We start from the raw sequence: 17,502 nt of genomic DNA, 5'->3' as shown, positions 1-17,502 counted from the left end.
TGATGGAGTCGCTCCCGATCACCATCGACAGCGTCAGCAAGTCTTACGGGACCTACGTCGCACTGGATGATGTTTCGCTCGACATTCAAGCTGGCGAATTCCTCACGCTGCTAGGGCCATCGGGATCGGGCAAGACCACGCTGCTCATGGCTCTGGCCGGTTTTGTCCGGCCGGATTCCGGCAAACTCTTGTTGGGGGATCGGGACATCACCCGCCTGGCCCCCAACAAGCGGGACATCGGCATAGTGTTCCAGAACTACGCCCTGTTCCCCCACATGAACGTTCTGGCGAATGTCGCGTATCCGTTGGCGCTGCGAAAGATGCCGAAGGCGGAGGCCCGTCGGCGAGCGCTTGACACATTGGCCCGCGTGAAACTGGAAGGTCTGTCGGAGCGCAACATTGCCGCATTGTCCGGCGGTCAGCGCCAGCGGGTGGCGCTGGCACGGGCAATCGTCTTCGAGCCACGCGTGATGCTGATGGACGAGCCGTTGTCGGCGCTCGACAAGAATCTGCGCGAAACCATGCAGTACGAAATCCGGCGTCTGCATGACGATCTGGGGATCACCACGATCTATGTGACGCATGACCAGCGCGAAGCGCTGATCATGTCAGACCGGATTGCGGTGATGAATTCCGGCCGCATCCAGCAGATCGACACGCCGCAGCGGATTTATGATCGCCCATCGACCCGCTTCGTCGCGGAGTTCATGGGTGAGGCCAACATTGTGGCCCCAGGCCTGGTGCGCAGAATCGACGGCGCCGATGCGTCGCGCGCCACTTTGATGATCCGCGCGGAAAGCTTCCATCTTGATGAGAAGCTCGTCGGGCGAGACGGGATAGCGCTCGAAGGAACACTGCGCGCCAAGGCGTTTCGCGGGGAGAACTGGCTTCTTACCCTTGCGCTGGATGGCGGCGGGCAAGAGGTTCTTGTCTGCATTCCGGCAGCCCTGGCCAGCGGCTGCGGCGAGCTTGCCACCGGCCAGCGGGTGACCGCCTATGCGCCGGCAGCGAAAGTTCACCCGTTACCGGAAACGATAGCGTGACCGCGACCGCGGATCCCGCACTCGCGGCAGACGCCCTGCGCGAGCGGCGGTTCTTCCTGTCGCTTTCGCTGCCAGCGTTGTTCATCGTTGGACTGGCGGCGATATTGCCTATCCTGTGGATCATCCGGCAATCCTTCCTGACCACGGGAGGCGAATACACTTTCGGCAATTACGAGAAGGTGCTTTCGAGCGGGCTGACATGGTCGGCACTCGTCACAACCCTTGAGCTATCCTTGGCCACGCTGGCGATCTGCATTCTTCTCGGCACCCCGCTGGCGCTCGCTCTGGCCAGCGCCAGACCAAGGGTCGCCAACGTGCTGATGGCTTTCGTCATGCTGCCATTATGGACCTCGATCCTGGTGCGCACCTATGGCTGGCTAGTGCTCTTGCGGCGCGATGGCCTGATCAACGCGGCTTTGACAGGTTCAGGCCTGACAGCGGAGCCATTGCCGCTGGTCTACAACTTCACGGGAACGCTCATCGGCATGGTTCACTACATGCTGCCGCTCTTTCTGCTGCCCGTTTATGCCGCGATGCGCGATATCGATGCAAACCTCATTCGCGCGTCGTCGAGCATGGGAGCCTCTCTCGGGCAGGTGATCCGCACAGTCATTCTGCCTCTTTCGGCCGGCGGCATCTTCTCGGGTTCGACCATCGTCTTCATCTACACCATAGGGTTTTTCATCACACCGGCGGTGCTTGGCGGCGGCAAGGTAAATCCTCTCTCTACCCGGATCGAGCGCACGCTATCGACCTTTCAGGATTGGGGGTCGGCGAGCGTCCTGGGTATTCTGCTCCTCATTGTCATGGCGATGATCGGGGTGATGTTCCTGGCGGCACGGCGACTGTCGACGCGCAACGGTGCGGCCCATGCTTGAGGCCTATCCGGACAACAGGCTGTCCCGCATTTTTCTGTGGGGCTTTTCCGCACTCGTAATGGCGTTTTTGATGTTGCCAACGCTCGTGGTCGTGCCGCTGTCCTTTTCGGCGTCCAATCTTCTCGAGTTCCCGCCGCGCGCATACTCGTTGCGCTGGTACGAGACTTTCTTCGGTTCGGCGACATGGATGGCCGCACTCAGGACGAGCCTCATCCTTGGGACATTGACGGCGATGGTCGCAGTGCCTCTGGGGCTGCTGGCCTGCATTTCGATAAATCGGCTTGGCGGAAAGGCCGCGGTAACCATTCAGGGCGTCCTGCTCACCCCGTCCATTGTGCCGGGCATCCTGCTTGCGATCGGTCTCTTCTTTGTTCTGGCGGCGCAACGGCTGGTCGGGACGCTGTTCGGTGTGCTGGTTGGACATGTCGTGCTGGCCATTCCGGTCGCATGCATTGTGTTGTTGCCCGCCCTGGCCCGCTTTGACTGGAACCAGGTTCAGGCGGCTCGTAGCCTCGGTGCGAACTGGGCCAGAGCTATTGGCGGAATAATTGTTCCCCAACTTCATATCAGTTTGCTGTCGGCGACATTGATGGCGTTTCTGACTTCGCTTGATGAGTCTGTGATTTCAATCTTCATCTCAAGTGGTCGCAACAGCACGATGCCGAAGCTTATGTTCCTATCGCTGCGCGATCAGATCGATCCGACCATTGCGGCGATCTCGACATTGTGGACCGCCATCGTCGTGGCCGTCGTCCTGATCGTGACCCTTCGCCGAAAATCCTGACCGAGACTGGAAACATGCCTACAAATCATCACCCAGCCGCCGATCTGGCGTATCAATCAACGGACATACCTCAGGTAGGGTTGGCCATCATCACCGGCTCTGCAAACTGGGGGCTTGCCTTCCCGGAAGATGTCGAAGTCGATGGTGTGCGCACTTTGCGGCGCGACATGAGTTTTGAAACGCCTTTCGGTCGCTCCGACAACTGGAAGCTTCTCGAGTTCGATGCGTCGATTACAGCTGAAGGTAAAACGAAACGTGCATTGTGCATGTATTCGCACGGCAATCCCCGAGACCATATCGACCATTCCTGCCATCGCCGCGCGTTCTGGGTCCTGATGAACGCGGGTGTACGACAAGTGCTCGCCTGCTCGACCGTCGGCGCCGTCAACAAGGCGATCCAGCCCGGAGACATGGTGGTGAGCGCCGATATCATCGAACTGTCGCAGACCCCGTTTTCACTGCTGCCTGGCCGCCAGAGCTTCGACTGCTCGGGCAAGCAGATCGTATGTCCAAGATGTGCGGCGTTGCTGGCCGAGACCGCCCGGCGCCATTGGCCTGCCGAATGCCGGGTCCATGGCATCGAACAGCAGTTGGTCGCTGCCCACTGCTACGGGCCGCGATTGACAACCCCCGCTGAAGCTCTGGCGTATCGGAACATGGGAGCGGACGTGCTCAACCATTCAATTGCCCCTGAGGCAACCTTGTCGCGCGAGATCGGCGCGTGTTTCGTGCCATGCGCGTTCGTGACCGCAGGTTTCAACGACTATATGGACCGCAACCGCCAGGAATTGTTGCAGGAGCACGTGTTGCCGAGCCTTTCCATGACAGCCTCGCGGGTTGCGCTGGAGACCGCGGCACGTCTTCCGGCTAACCCTGAATGCTCTTGCCAGGGCTTGAAGTCGCCCCAACCGGCCGCGCGCTCCAGCCGTTTCTAGCGTACGAGAGCACGGATGAACTCGTGCCCGGGTTCTAACCCGCCGGCACAAAGATACCGGTGATAGCCGGGTCGCCGTCAGTGCTGACAAGACTGCGCGCCACCAGGTCCTCGAGATGAGCAAGCACCGACAATCCGGCGGCGCCATGCAGCCGCGGGTCGGTATCGCTGTAGATCGCCTTGACCATGTCCACGATCGTCCGGTCGCCCGCTCTGACCCGCTCCAGTATGGCGCGCTCGCGCATCTTGCGGTGCGTCTTCAGGCCGCGCATGAAAGCGCGCGGTGCGGTCACCGCCCCGCCATGTCCTGGCAACAGCAAACGGTCACCACGTTCGATCAGCCGGTCCAGCGAGGCCATATAGTCGGCCATCGCCCCATCCGGCGGGGCGACGATGGAGGTTGCCCAGGCCATCACATGGTCGGCCGAAAACAGGATGCCGGTTCCTTCCAGAGCGAACACCGCGTGATTGGCGGTGTGGCCCGGGGTCAGAACGGTCCTGATCGACCAGCCGTCGCCGTCGACTACCTCGTCGTCGGAAAGCGTGATGTCGGGGGCGAAAGCCATGTCGGCGCTGGCGTCGAGCGCATTGGTCTCACCGATATGCAGCGGTCTTGCAGGGCGATGCGGTCCCTCTGCCAGCACCACGGCGCCGGTGCGCTCTTTCAGCCGGGCCGCCAACGGTGAGTGGTCGCGGTGCGTGTGGCTGACGAGGATATGACTGACCGGCCGGCCTGCGATCACGTCAAGCAGGGTCTGCAGATGCGCCTCGTCGTCCGGGCCCGGATCGATCACGGCCAGCGTATCGTTGCCAACGATGTAGCTGTTGGTGCCGTGAAAGGTGAAGGGGCTCGGATTGCGGGCCGTGATGCGCTGGATGTCAGGCGCGACGCTTACCCCTTTGCCATAAAGGGGATCGAAGCTGGTATCGAACTTGAGTGCCATGGCGGATGCATCGGTGCCTTGTTTCAGGAACGGCAAAACCGATTGCCGCATAACACGCAAGCCAATATAGGAGAACGTGAGGCCGCGAACATCGGATAGCGGCAACCGGATTGGGGAAATACCATGGCAATTGCAACAACGACGCGTCCGCTTGTTTCTCTGGCTCTGCCGCAAAATGGCGCGGCGCGGCTGGCAACGCAGCTTTTCCTGGCCATCGCCGGAACGCTGCTGCTGACCCTGTCGGCCAAGACCAAGGTGATGCTCGGGCCAGTCGATATTTCGATGCAGACGCTGGCCGTGCTGCTGATCGCCGCCGCCTTCGGCATGCGTCTCGGCGTCGCCACCCTGCTGCTCTACATGGCGGAGGGCGCCATGGGCTTCCCTGTCTTCCAAAGCACCCCGGAGAAGGGCATCGGCATTGCCTACATGCTCGGCTCGACCGGCGGTTATCTCGCAGGCTTCGTCGTCATGGCAGCGCTTGTCGGCTGGGCCGCCGATCGCGGTTGGGACCGCCATCCGATCAAGCTCTTCAACGCCATGCTGGTTGCTGAAATCGTCATGATGGCCATGGGCTTCGCCTGGCTGGCGCTGCTGATCGGCCCGGAAAAGTCGTGGCAGTTCGGTGTCGTTCCCTTCATCGTCGGCGACCTGATCAAGGTGGCGCTCGCGGCAAGCCTTGTACCGGCCGTGTGGACGTTGCTGAAGCGCGGCTGAAACGCGAGCGGGTGCCGGCGGCTTGAGCGGTCAAGCCCGGCTGGAACACGGCACTTGGCGGACTTCGGCCTGGTGTCCGCCAAGTGACCTCACCTAGCTTTCCAGAAACAGCGCATCCTGTTCGTCGGCACATGGCCGATCATCGGCACCTGCCGGCTGGCCATAGGCATCCGACCAGCTCCCGTCAAAGGATCCATGGGTTCGGGAACACAAGATTCCTCGCCCCCGAAAACGATCTGCCCAAGCTCCCGCGCGCCTCGCATGGAGAACTGCACCTTATCATTGCCTCTATAATCCTGGCATCGACGTTCCGTGCAGAGCGGCTTTTCTAAAGCGTAAAAAGCAATGCTGTTGATCAAGACTTCCGCTAACTATTGATATGAAATAGATACTTGCTAGCGGAGACGAAGTGTCGTAGCCATTGCTCTTCGACTATGTCGGATCGCCGGGGGGTGAGATGTTCGATTCGTTCTACGAACGAACGGGTAGGTCAGATGCAGAATCGCGCTGGCCCGTGGCAGCAACTTCGGGGCAAGGGGCAAGGCGTTGAATGTCGCGGCTTCAACTATTGTCGGAAGCCGGCATTTCCTGTTCAGGATTCGATTTCAGCTGCTTGGCGGACTGACATTCGCGATTTTTGCCCCCGCCATTATCCGGATTGTCTTCAATCCTGAGTTTATCTATTCGGCATACCTTCAGGTAACGGTGACTGCCGCGGCGATTGCGCACCTTGCGGGTTTCCTCTCCTATCGCCGCATCGGAAATTTCCCGGGAGTGGCCGCGGCAAGCTACATCTTGCCGACATTTGCCTTGTCCTACGGGGCTGTCTTCCTGACCATCTTCTTTTTCCGGTTCGAGTACAGCCGGTTCCAGGCCGCAGCAAGTTTCACGCAGTCCACGCTCTGGTATTTCGGCCTGAGCCTGTTGACGCGGCATCTCGACCCACACCGGCTCGTCGTGGTTCCCGGCGGAGATGTCGAGCGTCTCAAGACCTTGCCCGGGGTGCACTGGTTCTGGATCAAGTCAACCAGCACGGTCATTGAAACAGCCAGCGGCGTGGTCGTCGATCTGCGTGCCGATCTTGGCGCGGAATGGGAGCGGTACATCGCCGATCGGGCCCTTTCGGGAACGCCCGTATACCATGTCAAGCAAGTCAGGGAATCGTTGACCGGTCGGGTCGAGATCGAGCATCTGTCCGAAAACACGCTTGGCTCCCTCAACCCGAACCAGGCCTATCTTAAGATCAAGCAGGCGGCCGACTGGATTTCCGCGTTTGTCTTGGTTGTCGCCCTTTCCCCCGTGCTGGCGGCGATAGCGCTGCTGATCCGGCTGGACTCAGAGGGTCCCGTGCTGTTTCGCCAGCAACGCATGGGGTACCGGGGCAAGATCTGCACGGTCTACAAGTTTCGCTCGATGCGGCAACATGGCGAGGCCGGTAGCGACAGGGAGGAGGCGATCACCAAGTGCGACGACGATCGCATCACCCGCGTCGGACGTTTCTTGCGAAAATCCAGGCTCGATGAGTTGCCGCAGGCCATCAACATTCTGCGTGGTGAAATGAGCTGGATCGGGCCGCGGCCGGAAGCCGTCGTGCTGTCGCAGTGGTACGAGAATGAGTTGCCGTTCTACCGCTACCGGCACATTGTCAGGCCAGGTATAAGCGGGTGGGCACAAGTAAATCAGGGGCATGTGGCCGCCGTCGATGACGTCATGGAAAAATTACACTACGACTTCTATTACATAAAGAACTTTTCACCCTGGCTTGATGTTCTGATAACGCTCAAGACAACGAAAACAATGCTCACCGGGTTTGGCGCGCGATAGCCCAATGCGAAGCGTGAATCTGAATAACAAACAGGAAGCAGATGAATCTCGCAGGAAGATAGCCATCATCGGACTTGGCTACGTCGGCCTGCCGCTGGCGGTCGCCTTCGGTGCCACCAGGGACGTCGTCGGCTTCGACATCAACCAATCGAGGGTGGACGCGCTGGAGCGCGGCGAGGACCATACGCTGGAAGCCAGCAGCGATGAGATCAGGGCGGCCAAGGTCATCGAGAACACCCAGAGGGACCTCAACATCGCGCTGATGAACGAGCTATCGCTCATCTTCGGCAAGCTGGGCATCGACACGTCCGAGGTGCTGGAGGCCGCCGGCACCAAATGGAACTTCCTGCGCCTTACGCCGGGTCTAGTCGGCGATCACTGCATTGGGGTCGATCCCTACTATCTTACCCACAAGGCTCAGGAACTTGGCTATCATCCGGAGGTGATTCTTGCTGGCCGCCGTATCAATGACGGTATGGGTCAGCATGCGGCGGATCAGACGGCCCGCCTGATGATGCGCAAGGGGATACCAGTTGTCGGCAGCCGGATACTGGTGATGGGTGCGGCTTTCAAAGAAAATTGCCCGGACCTGAGAAATTCCAAGGGCGCCGATATCGTCTCCCGGTTGAAGGAGTATAATGCCGGCATCGACATTTGGGATCCTTGGGTCGACGCGCAGGAATGTGCGCGCGCCTTCGGCATAACGAGCATGAAGGATATTCCCGACGAGCCCTATGACGGCGTCATCGTGGCCGTCGGCCACAGGCAGTTCCGCGCGCTGGGCGTCGATGGCCTGCAGGCGCTTTGCAAGACCCCAGGCGTCATCTACGACATCAAGGGTCTGTTCCCCAGACATGTCACGGATGGGCGCTTCTGATGAAGGTTCTGGTCACCGGCGCCGCCGGCTTCATAGGCTATCACGTATCGAAGCGGCTGCTGGAGCGCGGCGATGAGGTTGTCGGCATCGACAATGTCAACAGCTATTACGATCCGCAGATCAAGGAGGCGAGGCTGGGGCTGCTCGATGAAGCGAGCCGCAAGACCAATGCGGGCTATCATTTCATCCGCGGCAATCTCGCCGACAAAAGCGTGGTTGACGATTGCTTTGCCGACCACGCATTCGACCGGGTGATCCATCTCGCCGCCCAGGCCGGGGTTCGCTACAGCTTGGAAAACCCGCATGCCTATGTCGAAAGCAACATCATCGCCTACGCCAACATGCTGGAAGCCTGCCGCAACAGCGCCGTTGCGCACCTGACCTATGCCAGCACCTCGAGCGTCTACGGCGCCAATACCGACATGCCATTTTCCGAGCACCGGCCGGCCGATCATCCGCTGCAGTTCTACGCGGCGACCAAGCGCGCCAACGAACTGATGGCACACAGCTACAGCCATTTGTTCAGGCTGCCGACGACCGGGCTTCGCTTCTTTACCGTGTATGGCCCCTGGGGGCGCCCGGACATGGCGCTTTTCCTGTTCACCAAGAACATCCTTGCCGGCGAGCCGATCAAACTGTTCAACAACGGCAATCACACGCGCGACTTCACCTATGTCGATGACATCGCTGAGGGCGTCGTGCGGGCCAGCGACAGCCCGGCCACAGCCAACACCGCCTGGAATTCCAGCCATCCGGATTCGGCCACGAGCAGCGCCCCCTGGCGCATCTTCAACATCGGTAACAACAGCCCCGTGAAGCTGACCGCTTATGTCGAGGCGCTGGAAAACGCGTTGGGCAGGAAAGCCATCGTCGAACTGCTGCCGCTGCAGCCCGGTGACGTGCCCGACACCTTTGCCGACACGTCGGCGCTGGAGCAGGCGGTGGGCTATCGTCCGACGACGACGGTGACCGAGGGCGTCGGGCGGTTTGTCGAGTGGTACCTGGCGTATTTTGGACGGGGATAGGCCTGGTCTTGGCGGTTCCCGGCGGATCCGCGCATAGCTGCGTTCCATGACCGCGCAACCAGGGGGAGAGGGGATCGATACGGCTCGCAAACAGGCAGATTGCAATCCATTGCGGTCCCAGGCGCTGTTGAGCGTTTGCATCCCCACGTTCAATCGGCGGGATCGCGTTGCAGCACTGGTTCAGGAGCTGCTGCGCGCGACGTGCCCAGTGCAAATATGTGTCCATGTCGACGGTTCGACCGACGGGACAAGCGAAGCGCTTGCGGAGATCGCGTCACGCGATGCCAGATTGGTGGTCACAGCTGGCCCGAATGGCGGCAGAGGGGTCGCGATGTTTTCGGCGATCGCTTCCGCCACTGGCGACTATTGCATGATTTTCGATGACGACGACGATCTCTTCACCGATCGATTGCCGGAGGTTTGTGAGCGTCTCTCCCGGCAAGGTGCCGATGAGAGGATTGCGGGATTCGTGTTCTCCATGGTTCTCGAGGGACCGGATGCAGCAGCAAACCGGTTCCCGTCCGAGCGCACAAACCTGATCAGGATGCGAGCCGACGAAGGTGTAGTCGGCGACAGGAAAGAGGTCATCAGAACTGCCTTGTTGAAACAGGTTGCCGTGCCCCCTGCGGGGCGGTTCCGCCGCGTTCCAACATCTCTTCTCTGGTCCAGATTGGCGATCGAACACGATGTCATTTGTGTCAACGTCGATGTCGGGCGAAAGAGGTATTTGGCGGAGGGGATGACCGCAAGAATTCGGCTTCTTCAGCGGCAAAATGCGTACCCGATGTTGTTGCTGAACTTGAATTACATCAGGGCATTCTGGCTTGGGCGATATCGCTCGGGCCGGTTCCTGAGCAAGGCGGTCCTTGCCTGCTTGCGCTTTGGTGCGTTGAGTTTTCCCTTCTTGCTCAAGAGGTCACTAGCACGGGTGATCTCATGAACATAACCAGCCTGTGGAAATTCGTGGAGGCCGTTGTCATACGAATTGTGCCGGGCCTTTTGAACATAGTGACTTTACTATACATCGGAAGCCATCTGGAAACTGTGCAGTATGGGATTTTCAGCACGACGATTGCGACCGTTTTATTCATCTCGACGCTTGTTTTTGGAACCGCGACCTATTCGATAATGCCGGTTTCTGCAAAAATGCATGCCGCTGCAATGGGTAGAGAGTACGTATCGTCTGTTTTGGCTGCGCTGGCCATTGTGGCGTTGTTTGTGATCCTGGCTGGATCGGCGCTGGCGTGGTTCGGATTTGGCAACGCCGTCGCCGCAACCATCATCGTTTCGTTCGGCTTGCACACCGCACTTCAAGAGGTCCTGAGGTCGCAACTGCGGTTGTGGGCGTACGGTTGGTCAGCGATCAGCCAGGCTGTCGCATACCAGGCGGGAGCGGTATTCCTGCTTGCCGGAGATGCAAAAGTAGGTTCTGCACTTACGGCCTTTTCGCTCAGCTATTTCGCCGGAGCGCTGATTTCATTTGCCTTGCTGGGACCGATGAATCTGAGGCGGCCGCGCCTTTCCTACCTTGGCGGGTCTCTGGCCACAGGCTGGGCATTTGTGCTGAGCAATCTGGCCGAGAGCGGTGTGTTCGTCGGCATTCGATACATCATCTTGATGTTTGGCTCTCAGGCTCTTCTCGGCGTCTTCTCGTTTTGTGTCGATCTCTCGCAACGCTCCGTCGGCTTCTTCATGAATGCGGCCAGTTTCGTGTTCGTGCCGCGGGCGTTTCTCAATGCCGCAAATGGAGAGGTCAGGGAGTTTCGGCGTGGATTGTTCGAGGGCGCGACCATTGCGCTGATTTTTGCAGTTGCGTCTGCAGTGGGGATAATCGGCGTGTTTTTTTCCGGCTATGCATCCGGATGGCTGGGAAGGTCATTTCACCCAGCGGTCTTCGCGATCGTTTCCTGCGCTGTCCTGGTAAACAGGACGAAAAAGGTGGTCATCGATCCGTTTGCGCTCCGCTCGAACAACGCAAGGACGCTGACCTATTCCTACGCGGCAGGAGCATTGGCTTGCTGCTGTTTGGCGGCACTGAGTCTGTGGTGGCGGCTGCCGCTTGGCAGCGAAATGGCATTCCTGTCCGGCTATGCCATAGCCGCGGCTTGTTCGTTTTTCGCGTTAAGGGGCGTGATTGCGGACAATGGGCCTGATGCAACGCAGCGAGCCGTTTTTTGTGGCCGGTCGGATGCCGGAAATGAATGAGAAGAAGGCATTCTATGACGAGAAGAACGGCCGGATCGTCCATGTCGGCACGATAGCCGACGACGACTATTGGGATTCCCATTGGGCCGAAGGGATTGTCTTGAGGCCGGATCGCTTTGTAGTCGAAACGACCAAGCGATATCTGACAGGATCGGCCAAGGTCCTGGACGCCGGATGTGGCCTGGCCAACACGGTCTACGGCCTGCATCAGGCGGGCTTTTCCGCACATGGAATCGACTTTGCGCGAAAGACCGTGGGGATGGTGAATCGCGCCGCGCCGCATCTACAAGTGACGGTTGGGGATGTTCGGGCAACAGGCTTCGCGGACGAATTCTTCGATGGAGTGTGGTCTCTCGGCGTGATCGAGCACTTCTTCGACGGGTACAGCGAGATCGTACTGGAGATGCGCCGCATCATCCGGCCGGGAGGAATTGCCTTCGTGACGGTGCCGAGCATTTCTCCTCTCAGGAGATTGAAGGCCAGCATGGGTCTCTACCCCAGGTTTTCAGGTGAGCGGGCCGGATTTTACCAGTTCATCCTTGAGCCATCTTCGATTGTTTCCGGGTTCGAGCAGCACGGCTTCAAGCTTCTGGAGACACGACCAAGGGGTGGCTTCAAGGGGTTGAAGGACGAGACTTTCCTCAAAAAGCCGATGCAGGCTTGGTACGACAGCAGGAACAGCATCATGAGAGGTTTGCGGGCTGCTGCCGATCGGTTGCTCGGCCCGTTTTCGCATCATACGCGGCTCTATGTGTTCCACAGGATATAGCGCGGATGTCTGGTCCGAGTGGACACAGACCGGCGAACGAAATTGACGGTGAGGCAGTGTCGATGTTGCGAAAGTTTATGCGCGCGAACGTAGCCGTTTCCGAGTTGCTGGACAGCGTTCTACCCATGCGCCTTCGTATCGACGGCAACCGAACTTTTGCGACGGAGATAGCGCCTGCCTGGCTTGCCTCCGATGCGCTGGTTTACGACCTCGGCGGGGGTGCAAGGCCGTTCGTCGGCCTATCCGAGAAGCGGCGCCTGAGGCTTTTTGTCGTTGGGGTTGATCTGGACGCGCAGGAATTGTCGAAAGCGCCGCGCGGAATATACGACGAGGAGATTGAAGCGGACCTTACCTCGTTTGAGGGCAGGGGCGATGCTGATGTGGTGATCTGTCAGGCGACGCTCGAACACGTCCGCGATGCTGAAGGTGCTTTGCGTGGCATTGCCAGTTGCGCGAAGCCGGGAGGCGTGGTCGCCATTTTCTCGCCCTCGCGCAACGCTGTTTTCGCAAGGTTAAATCGGGTCCTGCCAGAGGGGGTGAAGCGACGGTTGCTTTTTGCGATCTTTCCCGAAAAGGGCAAGGGTCATGACGGGTTTCCGGCTTTTTACGACAAGTGCCTGCCCAGTGAGGTCGAAACAATCGCAAAACGGAACGGCCTGGAACTCATCGAGCGTCGTCTGTTCTGGAAGAGCTCCTATTTCTATTTCTTCGTGCCGGCCTTTCTCGCCTGGCGCATCTGGTTAGGCGTTTCGGCGCTTTTTCTCGGCAAGGATGCTGCCGAAACCTACGCCTATGTCTTTCGGCGAAAACAGTGAATCCCTGCAGCTCATGAAAAGGAAGCTCGCGCTGGTCGCCATTCCGCTCGACATCAGAGGTGGAGCTGAAACCATCCTGAAACTGGTTGCGCAGGCACTTGCGCGCCGTCCCGACTGGGACGTCGAAATCGGCTTTCTGGGCGGCCAGGCGGCGGGGGATGCCGTTGGGCCACTCCAGGATGAAATTCGGCGCAGTTACGGCTTCGGCGGCGGCAAAGCGATGAGCGAGCTTTTGCTTGCCCCGCGGCTGATCCGGCATCGGTACGATTTGGTATTCTCAAGCCACACGCGGGTGAATTCGTTCCTGGCCGCTGCCCGAAGCGTCGGGGTTCTCAAGAGCCGCAGGTTGGTCGCTCGCGAATCCACGGTACTTCTGGATCGCTTCAATGGCCCTCGCGCACTGACTTACAGGGCGCTCTACGCTGCCTATGGCAGCCAGGACATGGTTGTCGCGCAAACGAGCTACATGAATGAACGCCTGCGTGACGTGTTGCCCCGGCGAGCCATCGATAAACTGTGTACGTTGCCCAACCCGGTTGACGAAGATCTCATCGTCAAAATGTCCACCGAAATGTTGGCGGAGGACGACGCGAAGATGATTTCCCGTCGTCCGCAGATTGTCTGGTGCGGCCGGCTGATCGAGGTAAAGCGGCCAACGATCGCGATTGACGTGCTCGCCGAGATCAGGCGAAGAACCGGCGAAGATTATGAGCTTAGCATGGTTGGGGCGGGACCCATGGAAGCGGAGCTAAGAGCCTACGCCGGCAAGTTCGATCTGGACTCTCGAATAAATATGCTCGGCCAGAGAGACAATCCATTTCCGCTGTTTCGTGCATCGCGCGCCGGCCTGCTCACCTCGGCGATGGAAGGATTTCCAAACGTCCTTCTGGAAATGATGGCTTGCCGGATTCCCGGCATCGTCACCACGCCCTGTGCGGGAGATCTGGACACGCTGTCCGGCCTCGAGATTTCAGCCGGATTTGGCGTGTTGGAAATCGCGGATGCACTGCTGAAGGTCATGCACGCCGGCGATCGGTCGGCCTTATATGGGGAGACCCTGTCGGAAAGGTCGCCTGGGCGATTTGCGGATATGCTGTTAGGAGCGCCTTCGCCATATCCGGGCGGGAGCCAATGATGCCGGCTGCTCGCAGCAAGATAATCATTTCGATAAACACGTCCTGGAATGTCGTCAATTTCCGCAAGGGGCTGATCGAGGGCTTGCGGAGCCATGGCTATGACATCGTCATCGCGGCGCCGAGAGACGAATACTCTTCGCTGATATCGGCCATGGGCTGCCGCTACGTCGAACTCGAAATGGACAATTCCGGCATGTCGCCTTTGCGGGACATGGCACTTCTGTGGCGCTTCTGGCTTCTCTTGCGGCATGAGAGGCCGTTGGCGTTTGTCGGGTTTACGATCAAGCCCAACGTGTTCGGCTCCATCGCCGCCAATCTGAACGGCGTTCCGGTCATAAATAACATTTCCGGACTGGGGACAGCATTCGTCCGCGGTGGCCTCCTGCTCAGAATTGCCAAGGCCTTGTATCGGGTGGCGCTGGCCCGTTCCAAAATGGTTTTCTTTCAGAATGACGATGACAGGACGCTGTTCGTCATTGGGAATTTGGTTCGCAAGGAGCAGACCGGGCTTTTGCCCGGCTCCGGCATCGACCTCGTGCGTTTTACTCCGTCGTCCGAAGCACGCACCGGGCCTGGTGCGATTGTGTTTCTTCTGGTGGCCCGGCTTCTCTGGGACAAGGGTGTCGGCGAGTTTATCGAGGCGGCCCGTCTGGTTCGCCAGAAGATGCCCGGTGTGCGTTTCCAGCTGCTCGGCTTTCTCGATGTAGAGAACCGGACCGCCGTGAGCCGGCAGCAAGTCGAGCAATGGGTCAGTGAGGGATTGATCGAATATCTTGGCACCACCGACGATGTGCGGCCTTTCCTGCGTGCCGCCGATTGTGTCGTCTTGCCTTCCTACCGGGAAGGAACGCCGCGTTCGCTGCTCGAGGCGGCCGCAATGGGCAAGCCGCTGATCACCACCGACGTGCCCGGGTGCAGGGAGGTGGTGGACCACGCCGTCAACGGCTTCCTGTGCAAGGTGAAGGACCATGATGATCTGGCAAGCAAGATGATCGAGTTTGCGATGATGGATGATGCCTCCAGGGGCCGGATGGGAGTGGAGGGCAGAAACAAGGTCGAGCGGCAATTTTCGGAGACTATCGTCATCGCGAAGTACATGCAGCAAATAGAAGAGCTGGATGGCCTCGTGGCGAAAGAATGAAAGGGCTTGACGGACAGTTGGGCTGGATGGAGGACGGCCCTCGGAGCGGCGCGCCGGGACTATCAGGGGATGGTCCTGACCTGCAAACCCGTTGCTACCGGAACGCCTTGCGATGGCAAGATCGCTTCGAAGGTTGGCGATATCCTGTTTGTGCAGTGCTCGACAGCCAAGGGGAAGACCTGGCTACCATATTTACGCAGGGTCGAATTCTCTGCGGCGAGTCGGTTCAAGCCGGTCCAATGTGCAAGTCTTGCCGAACGGCCGCGGATTGGATGCTCTTGCGGCGAAATGAATGGATCTGTCCTGACCCCGGCAGACGGTTTTCCTGCATTTGAGTATTTGTGGTCTTCTGCTGGGTAACGTCGCTTTCCGAGATTCTTGGTCGAAACTGTTCATTCGATATAGCTAAAGTACTGTGCTAGGACAGTTACGAATCAGCCTAAATTGCCGCCAACGCGAAATGTGTTGGAATTGTGATCGGAAAACTGCTACGTGCTGATCTGCTTTCTTTGAGTTGGTGCGTCCGAAGGTGGATGCAGAGGGGATCAAAGACGGATGAATCTGTGAGCAAAACTGCGCCTGCCGTATTTGCGCGTCATTGGGGATCGGCGGCTGCAATCTGGGTGTGCCGGGCAATTCGCGTCTCGAAGTCTTTCGCCTCGACGATAACGTTTGCCTCAATCTTGTTGGCTCTGAACAGACGGTCGGCCATTCAGCCGTCCGGTGGTGGGCGGTGGGGTTGACCTGCCGGATTCGATTTTGGCGGCGCGGTTCTGACCGCTGGCGTGCTCGCGGCGACGCAGTGCGACGTTAGCTACTGACGGAGATTGCCGGGGGTGAAGCAGGTGTGATTCGTCCCAAAAGGGTGAGTTGCAGGTTTGGGTGGGGTGAAAATGAGGATTCGTAGTGGGCTGGGGGCTGCTTTCGTTTTTGTTGTATTCGCCGCAGAGGGCATTCTGTTTGCAACGCCCGATGCTTTCGCCCAGGAGGCCTGTTCCTGTCTTGCGACCGTGCCGGCGTCCGCCGGTGCGATAGGTCGCCTTACACAGGTCCATGGAAACGTTCAGATGTCCCAGTCCGGCGGTTATGCTGGCGTCGGTCCCGAAGCGCCAGTGTATTCGGGCGCGCGCATCATGACCGGGGCAGAGGCGTCCGCTTTGCTGGCGGTGGGTGCCAACTGCGCATTCGATATTCCTGGCAACACCACGATCAAGGTCGATCCTGTCGAAGGTGGCATGTGCGTTTCGCTCGATACGCCAGTTGCGACGGTTGTGCCTGCCAGCTCGGAGCCTCTCATGTTGCCAGCTCTCTTGGGCGCCGCCGCGGTTGGTGGCGCCGCCGCTCTTATTACCGGGCTGCAGGACGACGATGACGCTGTCAGCCGATAGCCGAGGTCCGACACCCGCTGTTTTGCGCAATTTTGTCGAATGCGTCATTCGCCTTCGTGCGGGTGGCGCATTTGTGTTTTGTCGTGGCGAGGCTTCTGGCGGTCAACCGTCCGGACGCGATATTACGGGATCGGGCGCTCGTGCCCATTGGAAAGCGGAATGCGAAAAGGTCGGGTGCCAGCAGCGTAAGTCGTTTCGGCGGATTTGGCCGGCTGTTCAAGAGCGGGACCCACTGATCGGCATCTTCGATTCTGCAAGGCGTAATGCAGGCACCGTGACAGCGTTGCTCGCATCGCTGGCGATATCTGCTTGCGCCAGCACCCCGTCGACATCGACGTCATCCACAAATCCTGTCAGCGCCCTTCAGCCGGCTGCGTCCTCCACGGCTCTTTCAGGCGGCGGCACACTGCAGGTGGTGAAGGACCTGCCGCCGCCGCAGAATACGCAGAATGGCGGCGAGCAACCCCTATCTGCCAATGATGTGCTGGAGGTTAGCGTGTTCCAGGTCGACAATTTGAACAGGACTGTTCAGGTCGACGCAGGCGGGCAGATTTCGCTTCCGCTGATCGGAACGATGACTGCGGCCGGCAGAACCTTGCGTCAGCTCGAGAAGGAAATCGAGACTGCCTACGGTGAAAAATACCTGCAAGCGCCTGATGTGACGATTTTCGTCAAGGAATCGATTGGCCGGCGCATCACGGTCGATGGTGAAGTCAACAAGGCCGGTATCTATCCTGTGTCCAGCGGTGCTTATTTGCTGGACGCGATCGCCCTTGCCGGGGGCTTCAATCCGGTCGGTGATGCCGGCAAGGTCTTCGTCTATCGGAATATCGGCCAAAACAAGCTCGTGGCAAACTACAATGTCGAGGAAATCCGGGCCGGCAAAAATCGCAACCCACGCATCTATGGTGGCGATGTGATCGTCGTTTTTGCTTCCAAGTCGAAAATCGCGATGAACAATTTGAAGGATGCCCTGGGCCTCGCGTCCAGCGCGGCCCGCATTGCGGTCATTCCTTAGGACAGGG

At 59.1% G+C, this 17,502-nt stretch carries 17 protein-coding genes; 16 read left to right on the top strand and 1 reads right to left on the bottom strand.

Translation table 11 applies throughout. The features are described 5' to 3' along the window. Positions 1-2 precede the first annotated feature (2 nt). The 4 genes from NKJ90_RS28680 (at position 3) to NKJ90_RS28665 (ending at position 3,640) form a co-directional block, all read left to right on the top strand. Positions 3-1,043 (top strand): ABC transporter ATP-binding protein, encoded by a 1,041-nt coding sequence (locus NKJ90_RS28680; RefSeq protein WP_023760586.1) that lies wholly within the window; start codon positions 3-5, stop codon positions 1,041-1,043. Next, entirely contained in the window at positions 1,040-1,921 is an 882-nt protein-coding gene (locus NKJ90_RS28675) for an ABC transporter permease (RefSeq protein ID WP_023760585.1), read from the top strand. Before NKJ90_RS28680 ends, NKJ90_RS28675 begins: the two co-directional genes overlap by 4 nt. Beyond that, a complete protein-coding gene (locus NKJ90_RS28670; RefSeq protein WP_023760584.1) occupies positions 1,914-2,705 on the top strand; it encodes an ABC transporter permease in 792 nt (263 codons plus the stop codon). The genes NKJ90_RS28675 and NKJ90_RS28670 overlap by 8 nt, the downstream gene beginning before the upstream one ends. Before the next feature lie 80 nt (positions 2,706-2,785). Further along, positions 2,786-3,640, top strand: a complete 855-nt coding sequence (locus NKJ90_RS28665; protein ID WP_245266743.1) for a phosphorylase family protein — start codon at positions 2,786-2,788, stop codon at positions 3,638-3,640. A 34-nt stretch (positions 3,641-3,674) separates the two neighbouring features. Here NKJ90_RS28665 and NKJ90_RS28660 read toward each other — a convergent pair whose 3' ends face one another. Continuing rightward, positions 3,675-4,583: an MBL fold metallo-hydrolase gene (locus NKJ90_RS28660; protein ID WP_023760582.1), complete on the bottom strand. Its 909-nt coding sequence runs from the start codon at positions 4,581-4,583 to the stop codon at positions 3,675-3,677. Positions 4,584-4,706: 123 nt separating this feature from the next. Here NKJ90_RS28660 and NKJ90_RS28655 point away from each other — a divergent pair, with 123 nt between their 5' ends. The 12 genes from NKJ90_RS28655 (at position 4,707) to NKJ90_RS28600 (ending at position 17,495) form a co-directional block, all read left to right on the top strand. Beyond that, the gene (locus NKJ90_RS28655) at positions 4,707-5,297 is read left to right on the top strand and encodes a biotin transporter BioY (RefSeq protein WP_023760581.1); all 591 of its coding nucleotides are present in this window, start codon (positions 4,707-4,709) and stop codon (positions 5,295-5,297) included. 546 nt (positions 5,298-5,843) lie between these two features. Then, on the top strand, positions 5,844-7,121 hold the full coding sequence (locus NKJ90_RS28650) for a sugar transferase (protein WP_023760579.1): 1,278 nt from the start codon (positions 5,844-5,846) through the stop codon (positions 7,119-7,121). A gap of 4 nt (positions 7,122-7,125) precedes the next feature. Further along, entirely contained in the window at positions 7,126-7,998 is an 873-nt protein-coding gene (locus NKJ90_RS28645) for a nucleotide sugar dehydrogenase (protein ID WP_023760578.1), read from the top strand. Then, positions 7,998-9,023 (top strand): NAD-dependent epimerase, encoded by a 1,026-nt coding sequence (locus NKJ90_RS28640; protein ID WP_023760577.1) that lies wholly within the window; start codon positions 7,998-8,000, stop codon positions 9,021-9,023. Before NKJ90_RS28645 ends, NKJ90_RS28640 begins: the two co-directional genes overlap by 1 nt. A 46-nt stretch (positions 9,024-9,069) precedes the next feature. Then, positions 9,070-9,963 carry a glycosyltransferase family 2 protein gene (locus tag NKJ90_RS28635; RefSeq protein WP_023760576.1) on the top strand — a complete coding sequence of 298 codons (894 nt, stop codon included), beginning with the start codon at positions 9,070-9,072 and terminating at the stop codon, positions 9,961-9,963. Next, positions 9,960-11,228 carry an MATE family efflux transporter gene (locus NKJ90_RS28630; RefSeq protein WP_156938585.1) on the top strand — a complete coding sequence of 423 codons (1,269 nt, stop codon included), beginning with the start codon at positions 9,960-9,962 and terminating at the stop codon, positions 11,226-11,228. The genes NKJ90_RS28635 and NKJ90_RS28630 overlap by 4 nt, the downstream gene beginning before the upstream one ends. Then, positions 11,176-11,997, top strand: a complete 822-nt coding sequence (locus NKJ90_RS28625; protein ID WP_198032253.1) for a class I SAM-dependent methyltransferase — start codon at positions 11,176-11,178, stop codon at positions 11,995-11,997. The genes NKJ90_RS28630 and NKJ90_RS28625 overlap by 53 nt, the downstream gene beginning before the upstream one ends. 5 nt (positions 11,998-12,002) lie before the next feature. Continuing rightward, complete coding sequence (locus NKJ90_RS28620; RefSeq protein ID WP_084025512.1) at positions 12,003-12,812, top strand: class I SAM-dependent methyltransferase; 810 nt, start codon at positions 12,003-12,005, stop codon at positions 12,810-12,812. Beyond that, positions 12,790-13,947 (top strand): glycosyltransferase, encoded by a 1,158-nt coding sequence (locus tag NKJ90_RS28615; protein WP_352487366.1) that lies wholly within the window; start codon positions 12,790-12,792, stop codon positions 13,945-13,947. Before NKJ90_RS28620 ends, NKJ90_RS28615 begins: the two co-directional genes overlap by 23 nt. After that, positions 13,944-15,089 carry a glycosyltransferase gene (locus tag NKJ90_RS28610; protein WP_198032254.1) on the top strand — a complete coding sequence of 382 codons (1,146 nt, stop codon included), beginning with the start codon at positions 13,944-13,946 and terminating at the stop codon, positions 15,087-15,089. The genes NKJ90_RS28615 and NKJ90_RS28610 overlap by 4 nt, the downstream gene beginning before the upstream one ends. A gap of 1,067 nt (positions 15,090-16,156) precedes the next feature. Next, positions 16,157-16,477, top strand: coding sequence for a hypothetical protein (locus tag NKJ90_RS28605; RefSeq protein WP_031260649.1), 321 nt, complete (start codon positions 16,157-16,159; stop codon positions 16,475-16,477). After that, positions 16,458-17,495, top strand: a complete 1,038-nt coding sequence (locus NKJ90_RS28600; protein WP_245266741.1) for a polysaccharide biosynthesis/export family protein — start codon at positions 16,458-16,460, stop codon at positions 17,493-17,495. Before NKJ90_RS28605 ends, NKJ90_RS28600 begins: the two co-directional genes overlap by 20 nt. The last annotated feature ends 7 nt before the right edge of the window (positions 17,496-17,502 follow it).

This window comes from Mesorhizobium sp. M0051 (assembly GCF_040323235.1).
Taxonomy (GTDB): Bacteria; Pseudomonadota; Alphaproteobacteria; order Rhizobiales; family Rhizobiaceae; genus Mesorhizobium.
Note: the sequence above shows the minus strand (reverse complement) of the source record. Positions and strands in the feature narration are given on the sequence as shown.